Source organism: Hydrocarboniphaga sp., from assembly GCF_965279055.1.
GTDB lineage: Bacteria > Pseudomonadota > Gammaproteobacteria > Nevskiales > Nevskiaceae > Hydrocarboniphaga.
Genome location: NZ_OZ257125.1, coordinates 3412971 through 3427703, shown reverse-complemented (window position 1 = coordinate 3427703; position 14733 = coordinate 3412971). Strand labels below are relative to the sequence as shown.

Annotated in this window: 13 protein-coding genes; 4 read left to right on the top strand and 9 right to left on the bottom strand. The window is 66.9% G+C overall.

Annotated features, from left to right (window positions below; translation table 11 throughout):
- Positions 1 to 93 precede the first annotated feature (93 nt).
- Entirely contained in the window at positions 94 to 1143 is a 1050-nt protein-coding gene (locus ACQZF9_RS15470) for a Leu/Phe/Val dehydrogenase (RefSeq protein WP_428309859.1), read from the top strand.
- Positions 1144 to 1237: 94 nt separating this feature from the next.
- On the opposite strand, the gene ACQZF9_RS15465 is transcribed toward ACQZF9_RS15470, so the two are convergent.
- From ACQZF9_RS15465 to ACQZF9_RS15435, 7 genes are all read right to left on the bottom strand, one after another.
- Positions 1238 to 2134: a DUF4382 domain-containing protein gene (locus ACQZF9_RS15465; RefSeq protein ID WP_428309858.1), complete on the bottom strand. Its 897-nt coding sequence runs from the start codon at positions 2132 to 2134 to the stop codon at positions 1238 to 1240.
- The gene (locus ACQZF9_RS15460; protein ID WP_428309857.1) at positions 2124 to 3389 is read right to left on the bottom strand and encodes a hypothetical protein; all 1266 of its coding nucleotides are present in this window, start codon (positions 3387 to 3389) and stop codon (positions 2124 to 2126) included. The genes ACQZF9_RS15465 and ACQZF9_RS15460 overlap by 11 nt, the downstream gene beginning before the upstream one ends.
- A 79-nt stretch (positions 3390 to 3468) precedes the next feature.
- Positions 3469 to 4656 carry an NHL repeat-containing protein gene (locus ACQZF9_RS15455; RefSeq protein WP_428309856.1) on the bottom strand — a complete coding sequence of 396 codons (1188 nt, stop codon included), beginning with the start codon at positions 4654 to 4656 and terminating at the stop codon, positions 3469 to 3471.
- A gap of 304 nt (positions 4657 to 4960) precedes the next feature.
- Positions 4961 to 6070, bottom strand: a complete 1110-nt coding sequence (locus tag ACQZF9_RS15450) for a sensor histidine kinase (RefSeq protein ID WP_428309855.1) — start codon at positions 6068 to 6070, stop codon at positions 4961 to 4963.
- Positions 6071 to 6158: 88 nt separating this feature from the next.
- Positions 6159 to 6887 carry a response regulator gene (locus tag ACQZF9_RS15445; RefSeq protein WP_428309854.1) on the bottom strand — a complete coding sequence of 243 codons (729 nt, stop codon included), beginning with the start codon at positions 6885 to 6887 and terminating at the stop codon, positions 6159 to 6161.
- 149 nt (positions 6888 to 7036) lie between these two features.
- Positions 7037 to 9463, bottom strand: a complete 2427-nt coding sequence (locus ACQZF9_RS15440) for a fatty acid cis/trans isomerase (RefSeq protein ID WP_428309853.1) — start codon at positions 9461 to 9463, stop codon at positions 7037 to 7039.
- A 129-nt stretch (positions 9464 to 9592) separates the two neighbouring features.
- Positions 9593 to 11428 (bottom strand): GspE/PulE family protein, encoded by a 1836-nt coding sequence (locus ACQZF9_RS15435; RefSeq protein WP_428309852.1) that lies wholly within the window; start codon positions 11426 to 11428, stop codon positions 9593 to 9595.
- Between the two features lie 46 nt (positions 11429 to 11474).
- On the opposite strand from ACQZF9_RS15435, the gene ACQZF9_RS15430 reads away from it, so the two are divergent.
- From ACQZF9_RS15430 to ACQZF9_RS15420, 3 genes are all read left to right on the top strand, one after another.
- Positions 11475 to 12023, top strand: coding sequence for a protease complex subunit PrcB family protein (locus ACQZF9_RS15430; RefSeq protein ID WP_428309851.1), 549 nt, complete (start codon positions 11475 to 11477; stop codon positions 12021 to 12023).
- Complete coding sequence (locus ACQZF9_RS15425; RefSeq protein ID WP_428309850.1) at positions 12023 to 12487, top strand: YybH family protein; 465 nt, start codon at positions 12023 to 12025, stop codon at positions 12485 to 12487. Before ACQZF9_RS15430 ends, ACQZF9_RS15425 begins: the two co-directional genes overlap by 1 nt.
- Positions 12488 to 12572: 85 nt before the next feature.
- Positions 12573 to 13478, top strand: coding sequence for an acyltransferase (locus ACQZF9_RS15420; protein WP_428309849.1), 906 nt, complete (start codon positions 12573 to 12575; stop codon positions 13476 to 13478).
- Here the strand turns inward: ACQZF9_RS15420 and ACQZF9_RS15415 are convergent.
- Together ACQZF9_RS15415 and ACQZF9_RS15410 are read right to left on the bottom strand one after the other, a co-directional pair.
- Positions 13475 to 13966: a hotdog fold domain-containing protein gene (locus ACQZF9_RS15415; RefSeq protein ID WP_428309848.1), complete on the bottom strand. Its 492-nt coding sequence runs from the start codon at positions 13964 to 13966 to the stop codon at positions 13475 to 13477. The genes ACQZF9_RS15420 and ACQZF9_RS15415 overlap by 4 nt on opposite strands.
- 102 nt (positions 13967 to 14068) lie before the next feature.
- The gene (locus tag ACQZF9_RS15410; protein WP_428309847.1) at positions 14069 to 14635 is read right to left on the bottom strand and encodes an ACP phosphodiesterase; all 567 of its coding nucleotides are present in this window, start codon (positions 14633 to 14635) and stop codon (positions 14069 to 14071) included.
- Between the last annotated feature and the right edge of the window lie 98 nt (positions 14636 to 14733).

Genomic DNA, 14733 nt, shown 5'->3' with positions numbered 1-14733 from the left:
ACACCGCGACCGGATTGTCCTCAGGGCGGGGCCCGGCCGGGTCGCTAAACTGGGCGGCCGGCGCGCCCGCGGCGCGCAGTACGAGGCCTTTCCATGTCCGTTTTTGCGCACCCCGAATTCGACGCCCACGAGATCGTCGCCTTCCATCACGATCGCGACAGCGGCCTGAAGGCGATCATTGCCGTACACAACACCCGCCTCGGCCAGGGCCTGGGCGGCTGCCGCATGTTCCCCTACGCCAGCGACGACGACGCGCTGACCGACGTGCTGCGGCTGTCGCGCGGCATGACCTACAAGGCGGCGCTGGCCGGCCTCAAGCAGGGCGGCGGCAAGAGCGTGATCATCGGCGACCCGCGTACCGCCAAGACGCCGGCGATGATCGAGGCCATGGGCCGCTTCGTCGACAAGCTCGGCGGCCAGTACGTGGTCGCCGAAGACTCCGGCACCAATGTCGACGACATTCACCGGATGGCGGATTTCACGCGCCATGTCGGCGGCCTTGCCGACGAGAAGGCCACGGCTGCCGGCCGCACCGGCGATCCGTCGCCGGCGACCGCGCTAGGCGTGTTCTACGGCCTGCGCGCGGCGGTCAGGCACAAGCTCGGTCGGGACGACCTGCGCGGCCTCAGGGTCGCGATCCAGGGCGTCGGCAATGTCGGCTTTCGCCTCGCCGGGCATCTGCATGCGGCCGGCGCCGAACTGTGGGTGACCGACGCGTATCAGCCGTCGATCGACCGCTGCGTCGCCGCCTATGGCGCCAGGCCGGTGGCGATGTCCGAAATTTACGGGCTGGACGTCGACGTGTTCGCGCCCTGCGCGCTGGGCGCGATCCTGCACGACCGCACGATCCCGCTACTGCAGGCGCGCGTGATCGCCGGTGCCGCCAACAACCAGCTGGCCGAGCCGCGCCACGATCACGTGCTGCTGGAGCGCGGCATTCTTTACGCGCCGGATTACGTGATCAATGCCGGTGGCATCATCGACATCTACTACGAAGGCGAGCACTACGACTGGGCCACGGTCGACGCCCACCTGCAGCAGATCGGCGGCACCTTGACGCGGATTTTCGAGCGCTCGGACAGCGAGCATCGGCCGACCGGCGGGCTGGCGGACCGGATGGCGGAGGAGATCTTCAAGAGCTGATCGCGGCAACTGTAGGAGCGGACCCTGTCCGCGACGATGCTCTTGAAGGCTCGGTCGCGGACAGGGTCCGCTCCTACAGCGACGGCGAGCGCTTTTACTGCGCCAGCGTCACCGTCTCCGACTCGCCTTCGCTCAACACCACGCTGGCCTTGGCCAGAAACGTCAGCCCGTCGTTGGTCGTCGGATTCTCGCTGTCCGCATTGCAGGTGACCGCGATCGTGTAGTTGCCGGCGGTCAGCGCCGGGAAGCTGTAGCTGAACGTGGTCGAGTCCGAAGACACGACCACGTCGGCCGACGCCACCGGGCTGCTGCCGACGTTCTGCACGTAATCCTGCGGCGTCACGTTGGAGCCGCTGAAGGCATATACCGCGACGCCGGTGCCGACGGTGCGCCCCTGCTGGCAGGCGCTGGAACGCACCAGGTCGTCGTCGACGGTGCCGGTGATGCTGCCGCTGCGGTCGGTGTAGACCACGCGCAGCACCGGTGTCAGCGTGTAGTGGCCGGCGACGCTGGTCGACGGATACAGCGAAAAGCGCGTCTCCAGCACCACCAGGCGCTCGGTGGAATCCTTGTCGCCGAGATCGGCGTCCATGTCGGCGTAGGCCAGGTCGCTGCCGATGTCGATCGGATATTCGGCGCCGTCGCTGGTCACCAGGTCCGAGCCACTGTCGGCGAATTGCAGACGCAGGCCGGTGTAGCGGCCCTGTGCGATTTTCTCGCCGTCGAGCAGGCTGGTGGTGTCGCCCTCGGTGTAGTCGAGCACGTTGACCGGGTTGTCGACGCTGGTGTCCATCTCGTGATTGCTGCCGTCCTCGTCGAGCAGGTCGACCTCGTCGATCACCAGGTTCACCTGGTCGGCCGTGCCGTATTTCGCGGCCGCCAGATCGATGCTGATTTTGGCCTCGCAGCCGCTGAGCGCGAGGCTGCCGGCGGCGAGCAACAACGGCAGCCGGCGCGCGGTGACAAGACGTGAAAAGGAATCAGTTGGCATTGGCGTAGGAATGAACCGTGACGGTGTCGTCGAGCACGTCGTCGTCACCGTTGGTGATGGTGGCGGTGACATCGAAGTCGCCGTTGGTGTCGGTGATCGTCACTTCGCCAGCGTTGTCGTTGCCGGTACCGAGCGTGCCGAGCGTGGTATCGCTGCTGCTGAAGCTGACGTGGCGCGTGACCGGCATGACCAGGCCGTTGTCGAAGGTGCCGCTGACATCGAGCTGGCCGGTGTCGGGATAGGTGATCGCCAGATCCTCGGGGCCGAGTTTGATTGCGGTCAGCGTCGTGTCCTGCACTTGCCAGGTCTTGCTGTTCAGCGTCAGGTCCAGTGCCGACAGCTTCAACGTCAGCTTGCCGGAGCCGACACGATCGCCGGCGGTCACGTACCAGGCGTCCTCACCGAGCGAGGCGCTGATGTAGTCGTCGTCGATCTCGTCGATCTCCGTCTGCGTGGTCACGTTCTGCAGCGGCGCGCTGGCGTCGGCGAAGCCGGCGTTGACCGTGAACGCTTCGGAGAAATTCTCCGGCAGCGCCGTCGCGTCGCCGCGCTCGAAGTAGTCGATCGCAAGCGAGGTCACCGGCGCGATCTTGAAGCTGGTCGATACTTCGCGGTCGCATTCCGGCAGTCGTGCGACCAGCCGCAGGTTGTCGCTGCCGGTGCTGGAGTTGGCGTGCACCACGCCGTCGGTGGAGCCGACATAGGCATGCGAAGTCGCCGGGTCGAAGCGCCACACGCCGCTGTTGGTGATGTCTTGCTCGGGCTGGCCCTGGGTCAGCACGGCCTTGAGTTTGAACGACTGGTCCAGGTCTTCGCCGATGTTGGTCAGATCGTTTTCGATCTTCAGGTCGACGAGTTGGCTGACATCGACGGTGATCGACGCATGCAAAGTCAGATACGTCGCGGATATCGTCGCCGCGCCCGGGCGCAGCGCGACCAGCGTGCCGGCGGCGTAGACCGTGCCTTCGGGACTGGCGGTGACGCCATCGCTGACGAACACGATCGACGGATTCTCCGACACCCATTGCACGCGCGTGTCGTAGGTGCCGGTGCCGCCCTTGGAGAACACCACGTAGGCGTTGAGCTGCACGTTGGTGCACTCGGACATCGCCGCCGATGTTTCTTCGCCGCTCAGGCCCAGATACATGCGTTCCGGCGCATTGCCTTCGCCGACCGTGGCATTGCAGGCGCAGAGCAGGCAGGCGCCGGCCAGAGCGGTGGCTGTTGCCACCGCCCGCAGATAAGAAAACGTCATGGGATCAGACTCGACGTGCGAACAACGCGGTAATGCCGGTGTGCTTCTTCGATGCTGCGATCGTTCAACCCGTCGCCGATCAATCCGGGAAATACAGCACGCGATGGTTGTTGCGGTCGGTCACGTAGAGCACGCCGTTGGCGTAGGTCACGCCGGTGGGCGAACTCAGCGTGCGGTCGGAAGGCTCGTCGTCGGCGGTACCGTCCTGATCGTCGTCGTTGGGCGTGCGCGCGCTCCAGCTATCCTGGCCATAGATGTCGCTGGCTGAGGCGCCATTGGAAATCGGGAAGGAATCGAACTTGACCACGCGGTTGTTATCGGCGTCGGCGATGTAGATATGCGTGCCGTCCGAGGTGATGCCGTAGGGCGTGCGCAGCGCGGCCTGGCCGACGCCGGCACTGGTGCGCGAGAAATCGGTCTGGCCGATCACGTAGGTCGCGTCCACCGCATTGGCGCGCGGAATCGACGACCAGTACATCACGCGGTTGTTGCCGCTGTCGGCGACCAGCAGGCGCAGGCCGTCGGTCCACAGGCCGGAAGGATTGGTCAGCCCGTCTTCTTCATCCGCGGCCGTGTTGCTGACGAAATCGGTCTGGCCGATGACGACGTCGGCGGCAGTGCCGTTGCTGGTCGGGATGCTGTTCCAGATCAGCACGCGGTTGTTGTACTGGTCGGCGACGAACAGCTTGTTGTTGGCGATCATCGCCGACACCGGCGAGCTCAGATTGCTCGCCGTGGTGCCGGGATCGTCGGTAACGAAATCGCTCTGGCCGACGACCACGTCGGGCGCGGTGTTGGCGCTCGGCAGCGTGTTCCAGATCAGCACGCGGTTGTTGCCGGAGTCGGCGACCACCAGATGCGTGTCGGTGATAGCCACGCTGCTCGGCAGCGCCAGCTTGGTCGCCGCGGTGCCCGAGCTGTTGGAAGTGAAATCGCTCTGGCCGATGACGAAGTCCGGCGTGGTCGCGCCGCTGGCGGGGATACTGTTCCAGCCGAGAATGCGGTGATTGCTGTAGTCGGCGACGTAGTACTTCGAGCCATCGGTGGCGACGCCGCCCAGCGGCTGCGCCAGGCCCAGCGCATTGACGCTGCTGCCGCGGTTGGACTGGTAGCCGGCGAAATCCGCCTGGCCGATCACCGCGAAGGCCACCGGCATGTCGATGTCGTCGTCATCGCCGCCACCGCCGCCGCAAGCGGCGAGACCGATGGCCAGCAGGGGAACGGCGAACAGCGCAGCGCGGCGCAGGCGCGGCAGGGAAACGGGCATGTCGGACTCTCGTGACGAAGGAGGGAAGCGCGCCGCGAATCCGGTGTCGGATCTCAGCGTCGGCGCGTTGCCGGCACGATAGGTGAGCGCTGCGTGTACCAGGGTTGCGGTATTGCAACCCGCCGTAACGTTTGTAAAGCCCGCTTAACAGTGGCGCACAATCAAACGTGGAGGCGCGACCGCATGGAGGAGCGGCCTTGGACGCGACCGGGGCCTCGAGAGCACCGTCGCGGCCAAGGCCGGTCTTGCGGGTTGAGCGTTGCGTGTCGCAGGCCGGGCTGTCAGCCGCCGTGGACGTGTGGGATCAGCGCGGCTTGCGCGGCAAGGTGAACGCGACTTCGAGGCCGCCGCCGTCGAGATTGCTCAGATCCAGGCGTCCGCCCATCGACTCCACCAGATCCTTGGTGATCGCCAGGCCCAGGCCGGTGCCGCCGCTGTCACGGTTGCGCGAAGATTCGACGCGAAAGAAAGGTTCGGTTACGCGCGGAAGCAAAGATTCCGGAATGCCCGGGCCATGATCGCGCACGCGCAAGGTCAGCGAATCGTTGCGGTCGATCAGGTCGAGCTGCGCGCTGCCGCCGTAACGCACCGCGTTTTCGAGCACGTTGGCGAGCGCGCGTTCGAGCTGGCCGGGGCGGCAATGCAGCTTGCGTGCGCTGCCGTTGAGCGTGACGTCGGCGCCGGTGTCCTGCAGGCGCTCGACGATGATCGCGACCAGCGCGTTGACGTCGACATCCTGCATCGGCTCGCCGCTGTGCACGCCGCGCATGAACGTCAGCGCCTCCTCGACTCGCTTCTGCAGCGTGCCGATGTCGTCGGCGATCGGTTCCTGCAGATGTTCCGGCAGCAAGGCCAGGCGCAGCTGCAGCCGCGTGATCGGCGTCTTCAGGTCATGCGACATCGCCAGCAATGCGTCGCTGCGGCCGCGCAGGAAGCGCAGCAGACGGTCCTGCATGCGGTTGAACGCGGTCGCCGCGCGCCGCACCTCCGGCGGGCCGCGCTCCGCCAGCGGCTCGCCGCCGACGTCGCGGCCCAGCGCTTCGGCGGCCTGCGACAGCCGCTGCAGCGGCCGCATCACCCACCAGCAGGTGACCCAGACCATCATCGCGGTGATGAAGAAAATCGAAATCAGGTGCTGCCACGGCGGCATCCAGTTGTGCACCGCGAAGGTCAGCTTCTGGCCCAGGGTCTCGTGTACCAGTGGCGGCGACTCCCACGGCGCCGGCGGGCCGCGGTCGATCGCATTGTCGTGCGGCGACAGCCGGAAGCCGGGCTGCGGCATGAAGCTCGGTACCGCCCGCTGCGGACTGAAATCGCTGCTCGACTGCAGCACCGATACCGGCCGCGTCTCCCATAGAAAGCGGATCGTCAGATACTGGCCGATGACGATCACCGGCGACACCAGCAGCGCCACCCGCAGCGACAGCGGAATGCGGCCGTAGGCGTGGCGCAGCAGGCTGCGCAGGTATCGCAGCGGCCTTATGCGCAGGGCGGGGTCCTCATCAGGAGGTGCTGATCTCGGCGGTCAGCACGTAGCCGCGATTGCGCACGGTCTTGATCAGCCGCGGCTCGCGGCCGTCGTCGCGCAGGCGCGCGCGCAGCCGCGAGATGGCGATGTCGATGCGCCGCTCGAAAGGATCGGCCGGGCGGCCGGCGGTGGCCTCCATGATGCGGTCGCGGGTCAGCACCTGGTTGGCATGCTGCAGCAGCAGTTCGAGCAGCCGGAACTCGAGGCTCGACAGCGCCACGATCGCGCCTTCCGGGTCGCGCAGCTCGCGGCGCACCGCGTCGAAGGTCCAGCCATCGAAGCTCCAGCCGCGCAGCCGCGTTTGCGTACCGCTGCCGGGTGCGGTGCTGGCGCGGCGTAGCACGGTGCGGATCCGCGCGACCAGCTCGCGCGGGTCGAAAGGCTTGGCGACGTAGTCGTCGGCACCGACTTCCAGTCCGACCACGCGGTCCACCGACTCGCCGCGCGCGGTCAGCATGATCACCGGCGTCGCCGAGCGGGTACGCAGTTCGCGGCAGATCGACAGGCCGTCTTCGCCGGGCAGCATCAGGTCGAGCACGATCAGGTCGGCAGGCTGCTCGGCCAGTGCGCGGCTGAGTTCACGGCCGTCGGCGACCGCGCGGGTCGAAAACCCGTACTGGTCGAGCACCTGGCTGAGCAGCTCGCGGATCTGCTGGTCATCGTCGACGACGACGATGTGGGGACGCTGGGTCGGCTGGTTCATGGTCACGCGGAAGGCGGGCGATTAGGGCTTATGACAGCGTCGTAGCGGTTCAGTTGCGGTTTAGGCAATAAAAAACCAAGGTGCTTGCCATTCGCTGCGCCCGTTTGCGGAGCGGTCATTCCCGCTTTCGCGGGAATGACCGCCGTGCCTCACAGGTTCTCGTAGCGGTTAATGTCCAGGATTCCCGCTTCCAGCGGCTCCTTCTCGCGCTGGTAGGTGGTGAAGTCGTGGAACACCGCCCAGAAGTCCGGGTGGGTGCGTCTCACGCCCCAGTGGTCGACGACCGCGGTCAGGTCATCTAGCCTGCGCACTTCCTGCATCGCGCCGACGAAGGCGGACAGGTCGTCCTCGGGCACGTCGAAGATGAAGTTCGGGTAGCTGCCGAGCACGCCGCTGACCAGGGTCAGCGTGTCCTTCTCCGGCGCCAGGCGGCGGTCCTCGCCGAGGATGAAGGCGACGTTGGTATGCGCGCGGTTGTGCACCAGCGTGTAGACCAGGCGCTGGCCGCCGCTGGCCTGCACGCGCAGCAGCGTGACTTCCGGCAGCAGCGCGGCGACCGGCAGTTCGCTGGCTGGCCGGCCGGCCAAAGGCCGCAGGGTCCGGTTGGCGCCATGCACCAGCGGCGATTCCTTCATCAGGCTGCAGTCGCCGCTGGCGCAGCGGTTGAGCACGTCGGGCGGGCCGGCGACGGCCTGCATACGGCTGAGAATCTGCTGCGCGAATTCGCTCTTCGGGTCCTGGGTCTTGTAGGCGACGCGCGTCGGCGTCTTCAGATTGGTCTGCGCGTAGGTGGTGAACAGCGCCAGCCGGCCCAAGTCCTGGTACCAGTCGTCGAGCAGCGGTTTGCGTGCCATGGGCGGCATGAACGCGAGAAAGGTTTCCTCGGAGCCGTTGCGGATCAGGTCGAAGTACATGCGCGTCTTGATCTGGTGCGCGACGTTGCCGAACACGTTGAAGTTGACCACCAGCTGGTAGTACGAGCGCTCCAGCAGCGGGTAGTCCATCACCCAGATCGTCTGCGGCACCTGGCCGATCAGGCCGCGCTTCACCGAGGCATTGTCGTAGTGGCGGAAGATCGTCAGCAGCGCGTCGTGATTGCGGCCGTCGCCGTCCCAGATGTCGGACAGCGCCGGCCCGCGCGGCGCGACCTTCAGGTACTCCTGCTGCTTGAGCCGCGCGTACTCGTTGCGGTCGTGCTTGAACGCCTCCCAGTCGGGACCGAGCGTCAGCAGCTTGCTGTCTTCGCCGGGCAGGCCCAGCAGCGGGCTGGCCTGCCTGCGATAGGCCTCGTCGACGACGTACGCATCCGAGGTCGGCTCGACGAACATCGTCCAGAAGTGGTCGTTGATCACGTTGGTCGCCATCGCGCCGGCGCAGACCGGGCCGCGGATGAAGCTGCGCACGAAATACTCGGCGTTATCCAGCATGAACTGGTAACGCGCCTGCGCCGGAATCGCGGCGAAAGTCGTGAACGGATTGGCGCGCTCGGCCTTGCCGTAACCCGGCAGCGCGCCGGCCGGCCAGGGCGTGGCGAAGAACAAGGCGTCGTAACGCTGGCGGCGCGCCTCGTTCAACTGATAAATGATGTGATTCTTCTCGACGATGCTCTCGGTCAGCAGACGGAAGCGGTAGTAGAACGCCGCGCCATCGGGGCTGGGACTGTCGTTGGGCGAGACCGTCGCGATGGGATCGATCGGTTGGCCTGCGGGCGTGCGCGAACGCAGCAGCTCGAAGAAATGCGGCGCCTTGCCGTCGTCGCCGACGTCCTCGAAGTAGACGTGGGCGATGAACAGATGCTCGTACAGATAGCGCGCCACCAGCTGCTCGCGCGGGCCGGCGCGGTTCAGATAGGTTTCCCAGTCCGCGATCGCTTTCAGCTCGGCCTCGTCGGCTTTGATCGTCGACGGCTCGACCACGGCGCCCTGCGCCAGCCAGGTGTTGATGGTGTCGAACTCGGCGTCGCTGAGGCCGGCGACCGCGTAAGGCATGCCCAGGTCGGGATGCTTTTTGGCGTACGGGTCGAACTCCTCGATCGTCGGGCATTCGTGCACTGCCGCGAAGCCCAGCGGCACGCTGTCCGGCAGGCGGGCGTTCGGCTGCCAGCTGTGCGCCTTGCCGAGCGCGATCATGTTGCCGAGCAGCGACGCCTGCAGCACCGGAATCTTGCTGTCGGTGCTGTCGGTGCTGGCGGCCTTCTCGGTCTTCGGTGAGTAGAGCGCGGAATAGAAACCTTTCTCGCGCCATCCTTCGACGGTGGTCGCGTCCAGGCCGAGCCGCGTCGGCGGCAGGTTGTCGAGCCGCGCGCCATCGTAGACCGCGGCCTTGGTCGCACCGCGCAGCACGCCATCGTCGCTGGTCAGCTTGAGCTGGCAGGGCGCGTCGTAGCAGCCGTGGCAGGCGGCGCACTTGTTGTCGAAAATCGGCTGGATGTCGCTCTGGTAGTGATAGGTCTGCGTGACCGCGACCGGCGGCGCGACGTTGACCGTCGGCGGCAGGCTGGCACAGGCGTAGAGCACGGCGGCGAGAACGCCGAGCACGGCGATGCAGGCAGCGCGCCTGGGGAATCGGTTGCGCATTGTTGGATTTTGTCGAGCGCCGAAAACGCAATGCTAGCGGATGAGGGCGGCGAGCTCATTCGGTTGACTGTAGGAGCGGGCTTGCCCGCGACTGTCCCGTCGCAGACTCGGTCGCGGGCAAGCCCGCTCCTACAGGGGTGGCTGAGGGCTCGGCTCCGGCGCGTCCGGCGAGCAGCGCAGCACTTCGTCGATCGTGGTCAGGCCGGCAGCGATCTTGTCGGCACCGGCGATGCGCAGCGGCAGCATGCCGTCGCGGATCGCCAGCGTGCGAAGGTCGCCCGGGTCGGTGTTGGCATTGACGCCGGCGCGTACCGCCGGCGTCATCTGCAGGATTTCGTAAATGCCGGCGCGGCCGAGGAAGCCGGTCTCGCGGCATTCCAGGCAGCCTTGCGCGGCCTGGGCATGGTCGGGCGCCGGCCGTTTCCAGCCGCCGAGCAACTCCTGCCAGCGCGTCTCATCGACCGCGCTCGGCTGCTTGCAGTGCGGGCACAGCGTGCGTACCAGGCGCTGCGCGACGACGCCGACGACGGTGGCCTTGATCAGGTAAGGCGGTACGCCCAGATCCAGCAGCCGGGTGATCGCGCTGGGCGCGTCGTTGGTATGCAGCGTCGACAGCACCAGGTGGCCGGTCAGCGCCGCCTGGATCGCGTTTTCGGCGGTCTCCAGGTCGCGGATTTCGCCGACCATGATGATGTCCGGGTCCTGGCGCAGCAGCGCACGCACGCCGCTGGCGAACGTGAGATCGATATTGGCCTGCACCTGCATCTGATTGAAGGCCGGCTCGACCAGCTCGATCGGGTCTTCGATGGTGCAGACGTTGACGTCCGGCGTGGCCAGATGGCGCAGCGTCGAATAAAGCGTCGTGGTCTTGCCCGAGCCGGTCGGGCCGGTGACCAGGATGATGCCGTTGGCGGCGCCGATCATGTCGCGCCAGATCGCCGACTCGCTCTGCGTCAGGCCGAGTTCGTTGAAGTCCTTCAGCAGCACTTCCGGGTCGAAGATGCGCATCACCAGCTTCTCGCCGAAGGCGGTCGGCAGGCTGGACACGCGCAGCTCGATCTCCTTGCCGCCGGGCGAGCGCGTCTTGATCCGGCCGTCCTGCGGCTTGCGCTTCTCGGCCAGGTCCATGCGCGCCATGATCTTGATGCGGCTGGTCACCGACGGCATCACCGAGGCCGGCACCTGGTAGACCTCGTGCAGCACGCCGTCGATGCGGAAGCGGATGTTGCCGCGCTCGCGCCTCGGCTCCAGGTGGATGTCGCTGGCGCGCTGCTCGAATGCGTATTGCAGCAGCCAGTCGACGATGCCGACCACGTGCTGGTCGTCGGCGGTGAGCTTGCCGGTCTTGCCCAGCTCGGTCAGCTGCTCCAGGTTCTGGATATTGCTCTGCGGGCTCGTGCCGGCCTGGCGGCCGCGCTGCTCGCTGCTGGCCTTGACCGAGCGCGCCAGCGCATAGAACTCGACGATGAAGCGGTCCAGGTCGCTGGGGCTGGCCAGCACCCGCGTGATGTTGCGTTTCAAGGCCGGCGCCAGGTCGCGCTCCCAGTCGCGCAGCCAGGGCTCGGCGGTGGCGACGACGATTTCGGTCGGCGTGACCTTGATCGGCAGGATGCGCGCGCGCGCCGCGTAGGCGTAGGGGATCAGCTGCGTGACCCGCGCCACGTCCAGGCTCAGCGGGTCGATACGGTGATAGGGCAGGCCGGCGTGGTCGGCGAGCCAGTGCACCAGCGCGTCCAGCGTCAGCTTCTGCCCCGGCTGCGCGGCGTTCTCCCAGTCGCATTCTGCGATCACCAGCAGCGGATGGCGCCGGTCCGCCGAGCTGCGCGCTCGCAGCTCGGCGGCGCGCCCGGCGCCGACCAGGCCGTCGGCGATCAGCGCGTCCAGCGTCCCGGCCAGGCCCAGCCTTTGGTCGCGCTGGGCGGTCGGCGCGGCGGCCGGAGCAGGCAAGCTCGGGGACTTGTTCATCGCGTTACGTTAGCATCGCCGACAGATTTCGATGCCCCTGGCCGACATGACCCCAACAAATACCTGCCTGCCGGTTGTCCTGGCGGCGCTGCTGCTGACTTCCGCCTGCTCGTCCACCAGCAGCTGGGTGCCGGACGTATCCATGCCGGACTTCTCGTCCTGGTTTTCCAAGGAGAACCAGGTGCTGGTCAGCGAAGTCGCCAACAGCACGCTGTGCAACGCGCCCAACGAGCAGACCACGATGCAGCTGCTGCCGACGGCGCAGGCGGCGCTGGCCTGGCAGGCCGCGCGCGGCGTACAGCTGGTGGGCGCCAACGAGCTGGCCGAGGGCCGCTACGTCGCGATCGACCTGGGCCAGCGCGGCAGCGGCGGCTACGGCCTCGCGGTCAGCCGCCAGGCCGGCCTCAACGACGGCGTGCTGGTGCTGAAGGCCACCACCTTCGCGCCGGCGCCGGACGCGATGAACGTGCAGATGATCACCAGCCCCTGCGCGCTGGTGCGGTTGCCGGCGAACGAATTCGGTTCGATGAAGATGATCGACCAGACCGGCAAGGTGCGCGCGAGCAGCGCCGGCCCGGTCGGCGGCAAGTCGTGATGCGGCGCGTCGCCGCGCCGCTGGCCGCGCTGCTGATGCTGGCAGCCAGCCTGCCTGCCGCCGCCGAGGCGCCGACGACGCCTTCGGACACGGTCGAGGCCTTTCACAAGGCGTTGCGTCAGGGTGACGGCAAGGCCGCGCTGGCGTTCATGGCGCGCGATGTCAGTGTGTTCGAGCAGGGCTTCGAGGAAACCTCGCGCGACAGCTGGGGCGCCAAGCAGTTGCCGGACGCCAACAAGTTCGCCAGGCAGACCGAGCGCCGCGTGCTGCGCAAGGAAACCGGCCAGGACACGAACAGCGGCTGGGTGATTTCGACGACCCTGACCACCGGCGATTTCGACGGCCGCAAGCTCGAGCTCGAAGGCACCGAAACCATGCTGCTGCGTCGCGACGGCGACGGCTGGAAGATCGCCCACATTCACTGGTCGGCGCACCCCAAAGAGGCCGACGCGCCGGCGCCGTAAACGCGGGCGCGATCAAGGAAGGATCACAACACAACAGGACCGCCGGCCGGCACAGGCTGGCACAGCGTCCAGATCGGGAGTGTGCATGTCGAAGTCGCTGTCGGGGTTTGTGCTGGGCTGCGTGATGGCGATGCTGCTGGTGGTCAACACCGTGTTCTGGGCCACGCCGGTCTACGTCTGCATTTTCTTCAAGCTGTTCACGCCGGTGGGTTCGCGGCCGCGCGATGCGCTGTCGCGCCTGGCGGCCGCGCTGGCGCAGAACTGGGCGATGTGCAACACCTGGTTCGTCGAACACTTTCTGCCGACGCGCTGGGACGTGCGCATCGACGCCAGCGTCGACAAGCAGGGCCAGTACCTGGTCTGCGCCAATCACCAGAGCTGGAACGACATCGTCGTGCTGATGAAAACCTTCGGCAACAAGGCGCCGTTCTTCAAATTCTTTCTGAAGCAGGAGCTGATCTGGGTGCCGGTGCTGGGCCTGGTGTGGTGGGGCCTGGACTACCCGTTCATGAAGCGCTACACGCCCAGCCAGATCAAGAAGAATCCGGCGCTGAAAGGCAAGGACATGGAGACCACGCGCAAGGCCTGCGAGCGCTTCCGCAACCAGCCCGGCCTGGTGCTGAATTTTCTCGAAGGCACGCGTTTCAGCGTGGAAAAGCGCGACCGTCAGCAGTCGCCGTACCAGCATCTGCTGCGGCCCAAGGCCGGCGGTTTCGCGTTCGCGCTCGGCGCACTCGGCGAGCGCCTGAACTCGCTGCTCGACATCACCATCGTCTACCCGCAGGGCTCGACCGGCCTGTGGGGACTACTGTCGGGACGTCTGGGCAAGGTGGTGGTGGAAGTGCGCCAGCTGACCGTGCCGCACGAATTCTTCGTCGGCAGCTACGAAGCCGACCCCGAGCATCGGCGCCGTTTCCAGCTGTGGCTGGGCCAGTTGTGGCAGGAGAAGGACGCGCGCATCGCCGCGATCCTGGCCGAGCCCGGCGCCTAGCTCTTTGCTGGCTTCGGCGACACCCACATCCTGATTTCGGCTTCGAAAACCGCGTCGCCGGCGGTGTCGTAGACCGTCACCAGGGCCGGCACTTCCTGGCCTTCGCTGCCGTAGACCGGCGGTGTGGCGAAGCGCGCCACGCCGCGCACGTCCGTCGGCGCTTTCTTCAGGTAGGACACCGTCATGCCTTTGGGAATCCAGCGATGCGTGTCCGGTGGCACGCTGGCTTCGAGCATGATGCCGGCGACCAGTTCGGCCAGGTTGCACAGCGCGATCGCGTGCACCGTGCCCAGATGATTGGTCACCGCGCGATGTTTCTTCACCACGGCCACGCAATGCCCGGCTGCCAGCTCGACGAACAGCGGGCTGATGCTGGAGAAGTACGGCGCCTTCATGCACACCGCGCGCGTGAACAGCCGCGCGCCCAGCGGCAGTTTCGACAGGCGCTGCCAGGTGCTGAGGATCATCGGGGTCTTGTTGCGGGGCATGGTGTCGTCGGCCGTTTTGTGAAGTCCGATTTGTAGCTTCAACGGCAAGCGGCGTACAGGGCCGCGACGACGGCGCGGTGCTGTCGATGCGGTGCGCCTATCTCAAAACGCCCGCGCCACACCCTCCAGATCCGCCAGCAACACCGGCAGATCCTCGCGCAGCGCCGGCAACTGCAGCTGCCAGCCCTTGCAGGCCTCGACCATCGGCTCGGGCTTTTTCAGCCGGGCGGCGATGCGCCGCAGCGCGAAGTCGATGCCGGTTTCGGTCGCATAGCTGCGCAGCAGCGTATTGAAGCCGCTGCGCGTCGGCCGTCGCGGCCATTCGAACAGCGAGCCCGACGCGGCGACCGCACGTGCGCCGCGGCTGCAGAACGCGGCGAAAGGCTCGTCGCTGTAACGCGCCCAGTCGACGGCCAGCGCGTAATCCCACAGCACGTCGAGAATGATCGGCGCATAACGCCGTGGCCCGGGCTCGAAACGCGCCATCGCCTCCAGCACTCGCGGATGCTGATCGGTAGTGGTGTCGATGCGCCGGTGCAGCCGGATCGAATGCGCCACTTCCGGCGCGAAGCGGCTCATGTCCGGCCCGCGCACGAAGTCGCCGAGAATCGCGCCGGCCAGATCGGCGCCCGCGCGGTCGGCCAGATACAGGTGCGCGAGGTAGTTCATGCCGGTAACTGTATCCGAGCGCGCGGATCTTGTAGGAGCGGGCTTGCCCGCGACTGTGCCCTGGCAGATTTCAGTCGCGGGCAAGCCCGCTCCTACAG